At 33.0% G+C, this 16,086-nt stretch carries 17 protein-coding genes and 1 rRNA gene; 1 reads left to right on the forward strand and 17 read right to left on the reverse strand.

Annotated elements, in window-relative coordinates; translation table 11 throughout:
* The 9 genes from atpG to AB3210_RS05670 all read right to left on the reverse strand — a co-directional run bounded on the left by atpG (nucleotide 1) and on the right by AB3210_RS05670 (nucleotide 9,407).
* Nucleotides 1-873 carry an ATP synthase F1 subunit gamma gene (gene atpG, locus AB3210_RS05630; protein ID WP_007302454.1) on the reverse strand — a complete coding sequence of 291 codons (873 nt, stop codon included), beginning with the start codon at nucleotides 871-873 and terminating at the stop codon, nucleotides 1-3.
* A gap of 166 nt (nucleotides 874-1,039) precedes the next feature.
* A complete protein-coding gene (locus AB3210_RS05635; protein ID WP_019236883.1) occupies nucleotides 1,040-2,260 on the reverse strand; it encodes a tetratricopeptide repeat protein in 1,221 nt (406 codons plus the stop codon).
* Entirely contained in the window at nucleotides 2,257-2,988 is a 732-nt protein-coding gene (locus AB3210_RS05640; protein ID WP_007302451.1) for a hypothetical protein, read from the reverse strand. Before AB3210_RS05640 ends, AB3210_RS05635 begins: the two co-directional genes overlap by 4 nt.
* The gene (locus AB3210_RS05645) at nucleotides 2,981-4,210 is read right to left on the reverse strand and encodes a lipoprotein-releasing ABC transporter permease subunit (protein WP_367363635.1); all 1,230 of its coding nucleotides are present in this window, start codon (nucleotides 4,208-4,210) and stop codon (nucleotides 2,981-2,983) included. Before AB3210_RS05645 ends, AB3210_RS05640 begins: the two co-directional genes overlap by 8 nt.
* A 116-nt stretch (nucleotides 4,211-4,326) precedes the next feature.
* Nucleotides 4,327-5,628 (reverse strand): sugar phosphate nucleotidyltransferase, encoded by a 1,302-nt coding sequence (locus AB3210_RS05650; RefSeq protein ID WP_052264745.1) that lies wholly within the window; start codon nucleotides 5,626-5,628, stop codon nucleotides 4,327-4,329.
* A 109-nt stretch (nucleotides 5,629-5,737) separates the two neighbouring features.
* Nucleotides 5,738-6,985 carry a hypothetical protein gene (locus AB3210_RS05655; protein WP_230609018.1) on the reverse strand — a complete coding sequence of 416 codons (1,248 nt, stop codon included), beginning with the start codon at nucleotides 6,983-6,985 and terminating at the stop codon, nucleotides 5,738-5,740.
* Between the two features lie 76 nt (nucleotides 6,986-7,061).
* Entirely contained in the window at nucleotides 7,062-7,427 is a 366-nt protein-coding gene (sdhD, locus tag AB3210_RS05660) for a succinate dehydrogenase, hydrophobic membrane anchor protein (RefSeq protein WP_052264670.1), read from the reverse strand.
* Nucleotides 7,424-7,801: a succinate dehydrogenase, cytochrome b556 subunit gene (sdhC, locus tag AB3210_RS05665; RefSeq protein ID WP_010407125.1), complete on the reverse strand. Its 378-nt coding sequence runs from the start codon at nucleotides 7,799-7,801 to the stop codon at nucleotides 7,424-7,426. The genes sdhD and sdhC overlap by 4 nt, the downstream gene beginning before the upstream one ends.
* 102 nt (nucleotides 7,802-7,903) lie before the next feature.
* Nucleotides 7,904-9,407: ribosomal RNA gene (locus AB3210_RS05670) — 16S ribosomal RNA — on the reverse strand.
* A gap of 153 nt (nucleotides 9,408-9,560) precedes the next feature.
* Here AB3210_RS05670 and AB3210_RS05675 point away from each other — a divergent pair.
* On the forward strand, nucleotides 9,561-10,178 hold the full coding sequence (locus AB3210_RS05675; protein WP_029237695.1) for a hypothetical protein: 618 nt from the start codon (nucleotides 9,561-9,563) through the stop codon (nucleotides 10,176-10,178).
* 708 nt (nucleotides 10,179-10,886) lie between these two features.
* Here AB3210_RS05675 and AB3210_RS05680 read toward each other — a convergent pair.
* The 8 genes from AB3210_RS05680 to rpoZ all read right to left on the reverse strand — a co-directional run bounded on the left by AB3210_RS05680 (nucleotide 10,887) and on the right by rpoZ (nucleotide 16,039).
* Nucleotides 10,887-11,030 carry a hypothetical protein gene (locus AB3210_RS05680; protein ID WP_007302443.1) on the reverse strand — a complete coding sequence of 48 codons (144 nt, stop codon included), beginning with the start codon at nucleotides 11,028-11,030 and terminating at the stop codon, nucleotides 10,887-10,889.
* 777 nt (nucleotides 11,031-11,807) lie between these two features.
* Nucleotides 11,808-13,706 (reverse strand): RNA polymerase sigma factor RpoD, encoded by a 1,899-nt coding sequence (gene rpoD, locus AB3210_RS05685; protein WP_052264669.1) that lies wholly within the window; start codon nucleotides 13,704-13,706, stop codon nucleotides 11,808-11,810.
* Nucleotides 13,707-13,845: 139 nt separating this feature from the next.
* Complete coding sequence (locus tag AB3210_RS05690; RefSeq protein WP_052264668.1) at nucleotides 13,846-14,148, reverse strand: cation:proton antiporter subunit C; 303 nt, start codon at nucleotides 14,146-14,148, stop codon at nucleotides 13,846-13,848.
* Complete coding sequence (locus AB3210_RS05695) at nucleotides 14,145-14,564, reverse strand: Na(+)/H(+) antiporter subunit B (protein ID WP_007302439.1); 420 nt, start codon at nucleotides 14,562-14,564, stop codon at nucleotides 14,145-14,147. The genes AB3210_RS05690 and AB3210_RS05695 overlap by 4 nt, the downstream gene beginning before the upstream one ends.
* Nucleotides 14,557-15,081: a DUF4040 domain-containing protein gene (locus AB3210_RS05700; RefSeq protein WP_010404272.1), complete on the reverse strand. Its 525-nt coding sequence runs from the start codon at nucleotides 15,079-15,081 to the stop codon at nucleotides 14,557-14,559. Before AB3210_RS05700 ends, AB3210_RS05695 begins: the two co-directional genes overlap by 8 nt.
* Nucleotides 15,082-15,092: 11 nt before the next feature.
* Nucleotides 15,093-15,365 carry a monovalent cation/H(+) antiporter subunit G gene (gene mnhG / locus AB3210_RS05705; RefSeq protein WP_012481981.1) on the reverse strand — a complete coding sequence of 91 codons (273 nt, stop codon included), beginning with the start codon at nucleotides 15,363-15,365 and terminating at the stop codon, nucleotides 15,093-15,095.
* Between the two features lie 6 nt (nucleotides 15,366-15,371).
* The gene (locus AB3210_RS05710; protein ID WP_012481980.1) at nucleotides 15,372-15,617 is read right to left on the reverse strand and encodes a monovalent cation/H+ antiporter complex subunit F; all 246 of its coding nucleotides are present in this window, start codon (nucleotides 15,615-15,617) and stop codon (nucleotides 15,372-15,374) included.
* A gap of 29 nt (nucleotides 15,618-15,646) precedes the next feature.
* Nucleotides 15,647-16,039: a DNA-directed RNA polymerase subunit omega gene (rpoZ, locus tag AB3210_RS05715; RefSeq protein ID WP_007302435.1), complete on the reverse strand. Its 393-nt coding sequence runs from the start codon at nucleotides 16,037-16,039 to the stop codon at nucleotides 15,647-15,649.
* Nucleotides 16,040-16,086: the final 47 nt, after the last annotated feature.

Genomic DNA, 16,086 nt, shown 5'->3' on the forward strand with positions numbered 1-16,086 from the left:
CTATAAAGATTCTGCACCACCTATAACTTCAATCAAATCAGTTGTAATTGCTGCTTGACGAGAACGATTATAAAGTAATGCTAGTTTATTTAGCATTTCTTTTGTATTTCTGTTTGCTGATTCCATAGCAACCATCCTAGCACTATTTTCACTTGCTGCACTTTCAAGTAAAGCAGAATAAAGAGAAGCTGTAACATAATCTTGAGTCAAAGATTTTAAAATAAACTCAATATTTTGTGGTTCATACTCATAGCTGTAATCTGTTAGAGGACTAACTACAGAATTATCAATTAATAATGAGTCTTTACTCCATGGTTTTATTGTTTCTAATATTGGCTTTTGCATGAAGGTATTATAGAATTTACTGTAAAAAACCTTAACTTTATTGTATTTACTTAGATCTATATCACTAACCAAGGCTTCCACACGCTTTAGTGTGATTCCCTTACTATTTTCAACCTTCAAGATATTTTTAGAATTAAATCTATTTTTGCCTGTCTCAAAAGCTTTCTTACCAAAAAAAACAATGTCTACTTTCTTATCATTTGCAATTAATTTGTTTATATGCTCCTGACTAAATTTAACAACAGAGGAGTTGAAGCTGCCACATAAACCACGATCAGATGCAATAATAAATACTAGGAAAGAATCTTCATTATTGATATTTAGAATTCTTGCTAGTAACTCTTGATCCGCTGATAGCGCTAGTGAAGAAATAATGCTATGCAGCTTAGATATATGCAATTTTGAATTTGATAATTTCTTTTGGCTTTGTAATAATTTTGCTGCAGAAACCATTTGCATTATTTTCGTGATTTTCTGCACAGACTTAATATTTTTAATTCTTAAGGATAATTCCTTTAAGCTCTTCATTTTATATATAATTCTAATTTATTAAAATATATAACTGGTAATGTCTAAAAACAAGTTTTTTTGACATTGGAATCAAACCTAACTAAGAAACTCACAGATTTACTGTTTTGAGATAAAGATTATATTAAAGCAATCTCGATGTAAAAGTATCACACCTTATGGAGTCTTATAATATAAGGTAAATACAATTAAGACTATTGCAACTTGAGCACTTATAATCCCATTGCTTTAGCTCTTTATTACAATCAACACATTTCCAACCTGGATCAGGCACAGCTTCTGAGTTCATCTTATTTAGCCAGTAAATTGCTTGATCATACTCTTGTAGCATAATCTTGAGCTGTACCATAACAAGGTAGATTGATATGTAATTAGCTTTTTTCATAGCAATATCTAAATGCTGACTTGCAAGATCATATTTCCCTAAGCTAATTGAAGACAAAGCAAGCAAGCAATAACTAAAATAATAATCAGGGCGTAAGTTATATAGTCTTTCAGCGCCTTTATTATTTAACTTGATATACATTCTAGCTGATTGAGGAGTAGGATTTACTCTATACTCTTCCTCTAATACTGTGGAAGCTTTTCTGATTTTTTCAAGCTTGATATATAATTCTGCCTTTAAATAATTGATGGGCTGAAAAGTTGCATAATAACTTTGTGCTTTAGCTAAATAATCTATAGCTTTGCAAAAACTTCCTTTACTTTCGTATTGCTTTGCTAAAGCGCAATAAAAAACCGCTAACATCTTTTTACGATCAAAGGGAAGAAAAATATTGAATTTGATAGCTTCCTTTAACTTTGAAATTGCATTTATCCAATCTTCTTGCAATATACAATGCTCTATTTGAAAGGGAATAGACAAAATTTTATCATTAATTGAACTAGAGCAATATTCTATAAATTTTTGAAAGACTAACCTTTCTTGCTTTAGGTGAATAATCAGTTTATTGATCAGAAGTAGAGCTAAGTTGCGATTTTTACTTGCAATACTCGTTAAATTATGGCTGAAAAAGCTGTAATTTCCCGTTTTACCTGAATTAAAGAGCTTTACTAAAGATAATTTATCACTTTCTTCATTTAGATTTTTAATTAGCTTATTGGTGTTCTCTATATTACCTAAATCTAAGCTAAAGAAAGCTTCAAAGAGAAGCAATTCTTCCCTACTTCTTCTTCTATTTTTTATGTTAGCAAATGTTGATGAAATAGAAGAACAAAAACGTGCAACTGCAATCAATAAAAATAATAAGACTACGCAAGCAAGAATAACGAAATATAGATCAATACTTATAGTGTAATTGCCTAATTCCAATTTTATTACTTCACCACTTACCTTGATCCATATGCCAAATAAAAACGAAAAAGCAAAAATTATAAAATAAATCATGAGATGTATTGTAATAAGTGACGATATATTATTGAAGTATTCTTGAAAGCTACAATAAAATCATTCAATTTATTAAGCCATGGTTTGAATTCTGGGTATGTTAAGTCACTTATTGCGGTGGCTATGCTCTGCCAATCATTATCGCTTATTAATTCTTCAATTTCCGCAAGCTTTAACCTGAGTGGATCACTACGATCATCTATCTTGATCCAATTTGAAATGATTTTTTTAAACAAGTTACTTTTATTGTAGTTAATAACAGTCATGTTCTTCTCAAAAGACAATTTCAACCCGCATAAAGTATCTACCTCTTTCAAATTTTCCAATTCATTGACTGCATTTTCTATTTCTGGATCGTCAAGCTCTGATATCAAAGGCTTTATTGAATTTATATGATTATCAAACTTGGCTTCTTGCAATAACGAATTCTTCATCTTAATCACAAGTAGCAGCAACTTTGCGAGGTTCTTATGTCTTGAACTACCGTCACCTTGCTCACATTGAGTGTGCAGATTTCTCTTTAAATCAAATATCTTTTTCTCTACCTTAATTTGATTAACTTCAAGCAACATTTTAAGTTCATCTATCTTTTCCGTTACAATACTTATACTATTTTCACTCTCTTGCTGATTTATTTTAAAAAATATTATGTTATTTATTGTAATATAGCTAACAAACAACAATATAATTAAGAACCAACCTATGCATTTTCTCCAAGTATCATTCATAACGTAATATCTCCACAGGATCTTGAGCAGCTGCTTGTAATGCAGGAGGAATTGTCGCTAAAAATGATAAGAACAATGCAAGTGCAGAAATGTTAATCACATCTTGAGAGACTAATATCACTGGCAAACTTGAAAAAAAGTATATCATAGGATCAAACAGTTTGATGTTGGTAATGTTTTCTAAAAACACTCTAATACTTTCAATATTGAGAGAAAAAACAACCCCTATAATAGAGCCAAGATAAGTTCCTGTAAAACCAATCAGCAATCCACAAGCACAAAATATGCGCATAATGCTTCCGCTTGTTGCACCAAACGTACGCATAATTGCAATTGCAGATTTCTTTTCTTGCACTATCATCATCAAATTTGAAACAATATTAAATGCTGCTACAACTATAATTAAAGTGAGAATTAAAAACATCACATTTCTTTCAGTCTTTAAAGCATTAACATAATGGCTTTGCTGAGACTGCCAACTTTCAGCTCTCATTCCTGTTTCTTTTGCTATAGCGTTTGCTAGCTTATTAGCCATAGCAATATCATCTACAAACACTTCTATATTTCTCACATTATCTTTATAATTAAAAAAAGCTTTAGCTGACTTTATGGGCATATACATTAAGGTATTGTCGTACTCAAACATACCCATATCAAATATTGCTACAACTTTATATTCTTTCATTTTTGGTATTTCACCAGACAGTGCATCAAATCCTTCAGGTGATATAAGCATAATGTTATCACCATAATCAATATTCAAAGCTTCTGCTAATCTTGCCCCTATTATGATACCTTCATCGAATTTTTCCACGTTACCCATAATTACATTATTCTTAACGATAGTATTATTAAGTAAGTCTTTAGTTGACACACCACGGACTACGCTACCCACAATTCCACTATTTGCTGCAACGATCACTTGATCATTGGTCATAGAAGTAGCTTTTAATACACCTGGGATTTTCTCAATAGATTTTAACACTGCGTGGTAATCTGAATTTATGCTTCTATCAAAGTAAACATTAATATGACCATTAATGCCAAGTACAGAGTCGAGCAGCTTTGCTCTGAACCCATTCATTACAGACATTACTACTATTAGCGTTGCAACTCCAAGAGCAATACCAATAATAGAAAACAAGGCCATTATAGAGCAAAATCTAGAATTCTTTGCTCGCAAATAGCGAATAGCCATAGTAAATTCAAAGGCAATAGACATTATACTAAGATTTAAATATCATACTTTTTATGCTTCATATAACTGTAATTTTTCCTTTACCTCAAATGAGGTTGTCTAAATTTAGCAAGCTTATAGAATATATTCAATGTTCTATATTAAGACCTTCCATATATATCGTCCAATCTTACTATATCATTATCAGATAAAAACTTTCCTACCTGAAACTCAACTATCTCAAGAGGAAATCTTGTACTTTTATTCTCAATTTTATGAAACACCTTCCTTGGAATCTCTACTACATGATTTTTTGTTATAGCATATGTTTTGTCATCTAAACTCACGCATCCAACCCCTGATAGTATTATATGGTACTCATCTCTATAGTGGTGAAATTGCTTAGAAGTGCAGCTCAGTGGATTTATAAAAAGGTATTTTATAAGAAAATCCTTGCCCATTAAAACTACACTATAAAATCCCCATGGCTTAACCTCTTTCCTTATTGGCTTTACTTCCTTAACTTTATTAATGAACAACATTAGGCTCTTACTTGGCCGTTTATAAACTCTACCTAGTAAATTTTTTGCATCATTTTCTGTCATCAAAACTGGCTCTCTTCCTTTGATTACAGCTTGAAACGACTCAAAATTCTTATTAAATCTCTTACTTAACTCTAAAACTGAACCCCAAGTGCCAACATCCATCCAATCGAAATTGGCTTCTATCATTACAATATTTTCTGCTTTTTCTATCACTAGGTGATCAATAGATGTATCACCCATTCCTGCACAATTTTGCTGTTCTAAATACAGAAATCTCTCTCGTGATACAAAATGCTTCATACTTTCACAACATAAATTATAGAGAGTCGGAGCAATTTTTTTTATCTCATCTATATAGCGTTTTGCTCTAAACACAAATATTCCAGAGTTCCAATAATGATCGTTACTTACCTTACGCTCGGGTTTTTCTGTAAAATCTTTTACTATATGACATTTTTCTTTCTGACCATATACTGCATTTATATAGCCGTATTCCGAATTGAATTCATGAGGCTTTATCCCAAAAGTGACTATAGAGTCAGTTTCAGAGGCTAGCTTAGACGCTTTCTCAATAGAAACATAAAAACTATTCAAATCACCTATAAAATGGTCTGAAGGCAGAACTAAGATTGTCTCGTTCCTATCGCAGAGAAGCACAGCAATTAGTATTGCTGCCGCTGTCCCAATTTTAACTGGTTCAAAAACTACTTTACATTCCTGTAATGCATGTAATTCCTGCATCAATAATGACTCATATTGTATATTTGTGGTAATGATGGGTGGCATATAATCGCCTTTTAGCCTCAACAAAGTGTTGTGAAACATAGTATTCTGACTAAATATTTTCTGAAATTGCTTTGGCTTAGATAGAGGCCAAAGTCTGCTGCCACTACCACCACACAGTATTACAGGGCGCATTTAATTAAGATATTAATTATTTGATTAATATCTTATACTAACGGCAAAATGCATGCAAGTTTTTATTGTGAGATGATTAAAGTAAAAAGTAATTTAAAGTGATGGTTGACTACGAGCGTGATGGAGTCCCTACATTTCGTGATGAGTCTTGTCTTCTTTCTATCTCTCTATCAATATGAGGAGTGTTGCTTTTTTGATTAACGGCTGCAGCTACTTTTTCATCAGTTTTGTTTTGCAACTTTTCCTTTAAGCTTTCTCCAACACCTAGTTCTCTAGATTTATCTATACTTTCACTATTTTTGCTCAACCCCTTCTCTAAGTTTTTTTCAATATCTGATTTTCTAGCGTTAAGCTCTTTCCATGTACCCGCTATGCTAAGTGGCTTATGATCCTTCTGCTTCGGCTTTGGCCTTTCCCCATTTGTAACAACATTAAAGTCGCTTTTTACTTCTTTCCAACATTCTTTCAATTGGTGTTTCCACATAGTAAGATAAGCATCACCATACTTTTTCTCATTTGCTACAAACAATAAAATTGGAGCCTTAAGTATGGTAGCTCCCATATTCACTAAATTTTTTACTGCCATTGCAGGGGTGAACAAAAGATAGCCAAAAGACTTTGCAATTGGGTTTTGTTCGCTTATTAAATACTCCCCTAACTTTATAGGAAGAGAGGTCAACAATTTAGTACAAACTTTAGCCAAGCTTGTAGCAAAAACGATAGAAACAGATATAAGACTTTTATCTAGCTCTAGATTACCATCCTGATCTCTAATTTCTGAAAAATGGGTGCTTAGCTTCTTGTAATCACTAGCGTATAGTAATTTTCCATTTCTTCCTTTTTCATCTCTATCTTTCTCATCAACTTCTCCCGTGTCATCATTGATGAAGCAACCTTTTTTAGCAAGAAAAGAAGAATTAGTTAATCTAAGTAACTTAGTATCAACCTCAAAGACCGGCAAGTGTTTTTCAAGATCTATTTTTGAAAACTTAAATGGCTTATAAAATTTACTATAATCATTAACCTCACGCCTACCTTTACTAACTAAAAAGTCAATAGTAAAGTAAGATTTTTTATCAATTTCCTTAACCAAGGCTAGATCAAATTTGTATTCATTATATATAAGCTGGTACTCTGGATTTCCGTCTTTATCTTTTACAAGCTTGTCATTTTTTTTTACAACTCTTCCAGAATCTACAATCTGATCATAATCTTTTGGATATTGACACTTTCGTCCATCCTCATATATCATTACCTTTCTAAGGTCTTTGACATAAACTTGAGATTCAGATGAACTAAATAGATCCTTCACCTTCAGCGTAAGGTCTATTCCCCACTTTTTCAATGTCTCTAACATATTGCTAAACCAAAATCGCTATAGTTCAATAATAAAACTAGTACACTAATAATATATTAACATAGAACTGGCAACTTTACAAGAAAATATGCCTATAAAAGAAAAAAGTCGTAAAAGCAAGGACTATATAAGTAATGCTTGATAAGTATTTTATGCATGTAATTGTAAAAATCCTTAGAGGTACGCTGTCTATATAATCTTCACACACTACCTGCATTCCAAGAACTGCATGCCAAAAAATGCAAAACACCAGTATAACAAAAAACAAAAGCTCTAGTGGATGATTAATAGCCTGAAATAATTTTTCATTAAAAGATAAAGGGCTATCAACATAAAATGTGCAAGAAAATGAGTAAATAAACCAAGGAAATAAAAATAACAAAATCACCGCAGAAACACGCTGGATCCACCAATGATGTACTGAATTTACAGATTGACTCATATAAATATAAATAAAAAAGCCATAGTAGAAAGAAATAGCATTATTGTTAGTAATATAGCACTTTTTAAAACACTAGCAATTTCTAAATTAAGCCCAGCATCCCACAATAAATGACGAATACCATTGAGAAAATGATACATAAAGCTTACAAAGCATAAGATATAAGCTAATTTAGCAACAGGAGTGAACAATAATGCATTTAAGCACCTTACTATAATTAACTTAGGGGAGTAAACATATAATATAAAATACCAAGAAAGTATGATTAATAAAAGAAACAGCAAGATACCAGTCAATCTATGCATAATAGAAAAAAAACTAGTAACTTGTACTTTATATATTTGTAAATGTGGGGAAAGAGGCCTGTTACTCATAAAATTTCGTTATCGAGAAATTAAAAAATAAAGTAGAAGTAAAGACAGCAGTATAGTACATAATGACACTATTATTTGAAATGGTGAATTACGTACAAAGCCTAAGGAGGTAATCCAGCTGCAGATTCCCCTACTGCTACCTTGTTACGACTTCACCCCAGTCACTGATCCCACTTTAAATAACTCCTTCCTTGCGGTTAGGCCATTAGCTTCGAGTGAAACCAATTCCCATGGCGTGACGGGCAGTGTGTACAAGACCCGAGAACGTATTCACCGTGGCATGCTGATCCACGATTACTAGCGATTCCAACTTCATGTACTCGAGTTGCAGAGTACAATCCGAACTGAGATGTCTTTTAGGGATTAGCTTAGGCTTGCGCACCTTGCAGCCCATTGTAGACACCATTGTAGCACGTGTGTAGCCCACTCCATAAAGGCCATGATGACTTGACATCATCCCCACCTTCCTCCAGCTTATCACTGGCAGTTTCCTTAAAGTACTCAGCATTACCTGATAGCAACTAAGGATGAGGGTTGCGCTCGTTGCGGGACTTAACCCAACATCTCACGACACGAGCTGACGACAGCCATGCAACACTTGTGTAAAATCCGGCCGAACCGACCCTATCCCTTCGAATAGGTATGATTTCCATGTCAAGAAGTGGTAAGGTTTTTCGCGTTGCATCGAATTAAACCACATGCTCCACCGCTTGTGCGGGTCCCCGTCAATTCCTTTGAGTTTTAATCTTGCGACCGTAGTCCCCAGGCGGAATGTTTAACGCGTTAGCTGTAATACAGAAAGTAAACTTCCCATATTTAACATTCATCGTTTACAGCGTGGACTACCAGGGTATCTAATCCTGTTTGCTCCCCACGCCTTCGCGCTTCAGCGTCAGATTTGAACCAGATAGACGCCTTCGCCACTGGTGTTCCTCCTAATATTTACGAATTTTACCTCTACATCAGGAATTCCTCTATCCTCTTTCAATCTCTAGATTAATAGTTTTAAAAGCAATTCCAAGGTTAAGCCTCGGGATTTCACTTTTAACTTATTAACCAGCCTACGCGCCCTTTACGCCCAATAATTCCGAATAACGCTAGCCCTCTCCGTATTACCGCGGCTGCTGGCACGGAGTTAGCCAGGACTTCTTCTGTGAGTACCGTCATTATCTTCCTCACTAAAAGAGCTTTACAACCCAAAGGCCTTCTTCACTCATGCGGCATGGCTGGATCAGGCTTTCGCCCATTGTCCAATATTCCCCACTGCTGCCTCCCGTAGGAGTCTGGACCGTATCTCAGTTCCAGTGTGGCTGATCATCCTCTCAGATCAGCTATAGATCATTGCCTTGGTAGGCTATTACTCCACCAACTAGCTAATCTAATATAGGCTCATCCAATAGCAATAAATTTTTCCCCCGTAGGGCGTATACGGTATTAGTTGCCGTTTCCAACAATTATTCCATACTACTAGGTAGATTCCTATACATTACTCACCCGTCTGCCACTAAGTTATACCATAGCAAGCTACAATATAACTCCGTTCGACTTGCATGTGTTAGGCCTGCCGCCAGCGTTCATTCTGAGCCAGGATCAAACTCTCAAATTTAGACTTCAACCTATAAAAGGTTGAGGGTACATCGGATAAATCCGACAAAAAATAATTTAGCTTAATACTGCTGTCTTTATTTCTACTTTAGAAATATTTTAATCTCCAACTATTCAAACAACTCTAAGAATATTATTATGTGATATAATCACTATGTCAATATGTTTTTGCAAATCAAAAGCATTAATGTATAAATATATAACTATTTGGAATATTACCATGAAAAAATACATCTTTCTGCTTGCACTCGCGCCAATGTTAGTTGGCATCACATTATACTTATTGCGCAACATTGATAACACAAAACAATCTATAACTGCAGGTGACAAGTTTTACGAAGTATTATTCTTAAAAAAAGATAATAAGTCACTGCTAGAAGAAATAGATTCAAATTGGGAGTATTTAGCAAATTTTGAACGCGCATTCAATCATATCTCAGATTCAATGCCAACAGACACAGCATCTATTATTTATAATGATTTGGCAGACGATAAAGATGCTCCTGATGTTTTGCGTGAGTTAGCACAATACTTAGAAGTAATGAGCTTACTTCACTCCAGCGGTGAAAAAACAAATAGAGATAAAATTAGTAATTTAGAATCAAATGCAGTGTACCCTTATTCAAGCCAAGAAGCTATCGCTATAGTAAAGATACACAGTAACGACATTAAAGGTGCAATTGAAATATTGCATTCATTATTAAATGATAGAGAATGTCCGACTCTAATCAAGGCCAATGCACAAGAATTACTTCGGATATACGAAAACTAAAAAACTTGCTTGCATAACAATTTGGCAGCGCATCTAATGAAATAAAGAACTTTACTTGACAAACCTCCCTATTTTATTATGGCACTAAAAGTATTTATGACTCAAAATTTGTTTTTGACTGTAGGATCAATCACAAAATCCAGTAAAAACTTAGGTGTTTATTGGTAGATTACATAAAATTATAGCGGTTTTTTAAATTTTTTCTATATTCAGCCAAGTCGCGCTTGTTAGAACATTATTACAGCACCACTTACAGCAATATAGAGTCAAAATTTCACTACTCAGAGATTCCTTTTACCTTTTTATTTAGTAAGACTTCTCTATATTTATAGTTAATATATCAAAGAATAAACTTCACTAGCAGAATGTCATTCTAGCACTAAAATGACAAAAAGAGGATAAAATCGCAATAGTATGTATCAAGCACCGTTGTATTTTCTCTATATTTTAGATTATTTTGTTTACCCCCCTCCCTTTACCATTCAGCTACGCAGATAGTTACTACAAACCGTAAAGATGTTTAAAAGAAATCTAATTTTTTATCAACTCATACATTTCATTACCAACTTCACAACAAGGTTCTGCAGTTGGATAAAAATAATCAAAAAAGAAATAATCCTTTAGTATTTCTGTGCTGCATCCAGAATTATAGTAAGTATCAAGCCTTCCTTTAAATATCAACAAGAGTATCTTTATACTTTTTCCAAATCACCCTACCCTAAACTGGTCTACGATGTTTGATAGGTATGCATCTCGATCATTTAACCCTTTGCTCTTATATTTACCAAGCATACTTTTCATTTTAGAGTTAAGATCGAATGCTTTTATTTCAAGATCTGCACCTTTCTTCATATAATCTAAATTATTAGCTAATTTTGTATTAAAACTCTGTGTAAGCTGTTGCAGCCAGCTCTCTTGCTTTTCGTCTTTATTAAAGCTAGTATCAAACCAACCTCAGTCACATTTGCAACAATCACATGCTTTACACCATATTCATTTAGAACCAAATGCATTACATATTTCACTAACCGCTTTATTTCAATACTTTTTCTGCTTTAACATTGTTATAAGCAGTGGCACCCATAATATTATTTCCTCGATTATAATGAAAAATAAAATCTCCTTTACCTACGTCTGGATGATGTTTAATTACTGCGTTTAGTTAATCAGCTAAACGAAATTTATTGAGGAAATAAGAAAAAATAGGGTTAAGAATTTCAGATGCTGTTGCATATAAAATCGCATAGTTATGACCTTGCTGTTCATAGTATCGATCAAAAAATGAGCATCTCCATGATGACTTAAATTCTTCTAAACCTAAATACTTTGATACATATTCAACAACAGTAAGGCCATTGCTAAAAATCCTCCTTAATAAAAAGGGGCATTAAGTTTCACGTTTCTTACAAAGGATAAGTTATTAAAATTTCAATAATTACACCATTATCAGATAAACTATCACCCAGAACACAAAAATTTTTACACTTTGAATTAGAGTTATTATTTTTATTTGCCATAACATTCAATATCTAATCATACTGCTCTATAAAGCCTATAAAAAAAGAAAAATAGGGTGAAATTATAGAACTTTGGCTGAATTTTACCTATTTTTTGAGCAGCCCTTCTGCCTTAAAAGAAACCTCTAAGTTTTTTAGCACGGCTTGGATGTTTCAACTTACGTAGTGCTTTTGCCTCTATTTGCCTAATTCTTTCACGTGTAACATTAAAAATTTTTCCTACTTCTTCTAAGGTATGCTCCTTTCCATCTTTACCAAGGCCAAAGCGCATCCTTAGAATTCTTTCTTCTTTTGGTGTTAAAGTTGCAAGAACATTGGTCGTAATACCACGCAAGTCGGCAAGTATTGCAGCATCCTCTGGTTTAGAAACTCGCTTATCTTCTATACAATCACCGAAGGTACTACTATCATCCTTTCCTGTTGGAGCTTCAAGACTTACCGGATCTCTTGCTATCTTCATAACTTTGCGTATTCTTTCTAGCGGCATCGCCAATTCTATACTCAATTCCTCTAATGTAGGCTCTCTACCCATTTCATGAGTCATCTTTCTTAATGCTTTGTTGATTTTACTGATAATTTCCACCATATGTACTGGTATTCTAACTACTTTAGACTGTTCAGGTATTGCCCTAGTGATTGATTGTTTTACCCACCAAGTACCATAAGTCGAAAATTTATACCCACGTTTGTAATCAAACTTATCCACAGCCTTCATAAGACCAATATTACCTTCTTGTATCAAATCAAGCAGATCAAGGCCTCTTTTTGAATACTTTTTAGCAATCGAAACCACCAGCCTTAAATTAGCCTTAATCATTTCTTGCTTTGCTTGAGAGACTTCTTGTTCATGTTTCTGTATTCTCTTGATTACCTTCTTAAACTCCTGAACTCTATCTCCTTGTACATAACTCTTAATATTGCTTAAGGCACTAGCTATATACTCACAGCTATCGTTTATAAACCTTAAGAATTTATTTTTTAATTCACCTGTAAAAAGAGATTGATTTTCATTAATCTTGAGAAAACTTATTTCACTAAACTCGTGCTCTAAAAGCACATCATCATAAACATTATAAAAACTTTCTCTATCAATATCGTACTTTCTAGCTTCAGTAATAAGATTAGCTTCTTCAAACGTGATTAGTCTATTTATTTCGTAAAGTTTTTGTGTAATTCTGGTAATAGCAGCATCACTAAACTGAATTTGTAATGCTACAGACCATATTTGATTATATAAATTTTCTAGCTCATTAGAGAAATCTTTAGAATTTTTTTTCAATACCAATGCTTCATTTGTTAAAGCAATGATCTCATCCAATGCCGTGATAACCTTTGGCAATAAATCACTTTCCATTTCAAGAACAGAAATATTTAAGTTAGCTGAACTTATGTCTTCACTCTCATTTCCCTTTTCATCATTACCTTTTTCCTCATCATTAACACAATCTCTAACATCTTCAGCTTCACTTTCTTCTTTGTCTACCATATTGAAATCAGAGTTATAAATTGCATCCAGATTTATAATTTCTCTCAGTAAAAAAGTTCCACCACTTAAATCATCACGCCATGTTTTGATTATTTTGAATGCCACTGATGTTTCAATTATTGCACGTAACATGTTATGCTTTTCAGATTCAATTTTTTTTGCTATCTTAATTTCATCTGCTCGTGACAAAAGCTTTACAGAGCTCATATCCTGTAAATAAATCCTTACTGGATCATCGTTTTGCACTAAAGTTGTAGTAGTATTCAACGATGTCTCATCATCATCAAGCTTATTACCATCATTATTAGAAGGAGCTTCTTCCTCATCTTCACTACTTTCGAGTATGTTAATTCCAGAGTCTTGCAATAAAGCTATAGTGTCATCTATAAAATCAGTTGAAAAATTTTCATCTGACAACTTATCATTTATATCATCAAAAGTGATAAAACCGCCCTTTCTTATACTTTTGGTTACAAGATCTTTGATGATCTTTTTCCTATCTTCCGTACCATTAATAGTTGACATCATTACCTTTACAGTTTATAATTTTATTTCTTATTTATCAAATAAACTTACAATTAGCAAGCTTATAGTTTTATTCTTAATTTATAGTTACTTGCTACTTCATATAGTTTAAGATACTATCAATTTATTCACATTCTTCTTAATCAACTAATCTCTCTATTCTTACTAATATGGACAATCCAACTGAAAATGTTGCAATTCCAACCACTATAGCAGTAAGCATTAAGACGTGAGGTATAGGATTGGTATATAAGTGAAAATTTGAAGTCAATATAGGAGGTAAAGAATTTTTTACATACCCTAAAGATATGTAAAACAACAAAACAGATGATTGTAAGACACTTAATCCCATCATTTTTTTGATTAAGTTTTTATCATTTACAATGATATAGAAAGCTAGCACCATTAATATAGTAATGCCTACATAATTATATAGAGTCATTGTTTTTTCTTGCGAGCAAAATTTATATATATGATTAACATGGAAGAAGAGACGGTAAGCAATACACCCAGCTCCACTAAGAAAATACCCAATTTTTGACCTGTTCTACTATCAGCTGACAATATACTATAGGATAAAAAATTTTGGCCAAATAAAACTGTTATAATACCAGCTCCTCCATAGGTTAAAATACCTAGTACGTTAGTAAATTTGATAATAGAGTAAGGTATTGCTTTTAAAGTTGTAGGTATATCAAATAACATAGAATATAATATTATCCCAGAAGCAATAATTATTCCCGCCTGAAAACCTCCACCTGGAGTATAGTCACCATGAAACTGTATGTATAAACCAAAAAAAATGATAAAAGGTATCATCAAAAATGTTACTGCACTTAATACCGGATCTTTAATCACTTTCTTTCTCTTCTAATATTAACATTATACAAAGTGCAGCAGTAAAAACTACTATAGTTTCTCCAAATGTGTCATAGCCACGAAAGCTTGCTAAAACAGCTGTCACTATATTAGGAATACCAATAGCTTTTTCAGTATTTTCTACATAATAAGGAGCAACGTGCAAGTGAACTGGAGCATTATGACTGCCAAAATCTGGTAATTGAATCATAAAGTATGATAAACATGCAGTCAAAAATAACATAAAAAAAAGTGTTGTGGGGCTATGAGATAAATTTGCTTTGTAATTCTTTACCAAAGAGAGTGCTGCAAACGTAAAGACTGTGCTCAATCCTGCACCAACAGAAGCTTCAGTAATTGCAACATCTGGCGCATTCATAATCAAGTACATAAGTGCAATAAGTGAACTAAATACACACATTAGAACAGCACTTACAACCAAATGTTTCGAAAGAACTATAAAAACTGTAACCGTGAGTAACAGCAAAAGTAATATTAGATTCAGTATTTCTAGCATCTTAACCTTCTTTAATAGTCTTTACTTTTATAATAAGTACGCGCTAAAATATAACTGTTAGTTGAATTGGCTATCCATATTATAAAAATCAATAATATAACTTTAATAGTATTGATTGAAAATTCATTTTGCCAAGCAAAACCAATCAACAACAACATTGCGCCACTAGAATCTGCAATACCTGCAGCATGTAGTCTAGTATAGAAATCAGGAAATACTACTACTCCTACGCTTGAAATGACTATTAAACAAACACCTAAAAATATGAGAATGGATGCTACCATAAATTATCAAAACAACATTAATCTCATTAGCGCTATAGTTGATATAAAGCTGATGCTAGCATATAGTAATGCTATATCAATTAAAAAAAAATCATTCAGAACAATCGATATTGCTGTTATGAGTAAAACTAATTGTGTTGATAAATTATTGAATGCTAAAATCTTATTGTAAACGTCACTTGACCTAAATACTATACAACATAACATTACACTCATACAGAACAAAAGCACATAGATAGCAATACTAATCATTTATAAACTATTATAACCTCTGTAGATTTCTAAATCGGTACTTCTTCACCACTATCTTGATCATCTATTTCATCATCGTGGCTTTCTTGACTTACATCCAGACTTGTGTTAAGTTGATGATCAGAAAAATTTAACAAATTTGCTAGCTTACTTGGACTATTAATATAAGTATTATCTGTGTTTCCTTTCATGTGCTCCTTGCACCTTTTCACCAAAAGGTTAAACAACTCATGAGTATTCACCTTCTTTTCTGCTATTTCATATAAAGAAACTATCGTATCCTTATGATCTTTAAACTTAACCATTTCAACGGGATCGCTTGCCCCTGTACTCAAATCATGCGTTCTTTGACTTGCTAGCAGAACCAATTTAAAACGGTTGTGTACCTGTTCTACACACTTTTCTACAATAGACTCAACCATAAAATACCACCTTGATAAGCTTTATACTATATCACAAAAAATAAGAT

This window comes from Wolbachia endosymbiont (group B) of Scrobipalpa ocellatella (genome assembly GCF_964188425.1).
Lineage (GTDB): Bacteria > Pseudomonadota > Alphaproteobacteria > Rickettsiales > Anaplasmataceae > Wolbachia.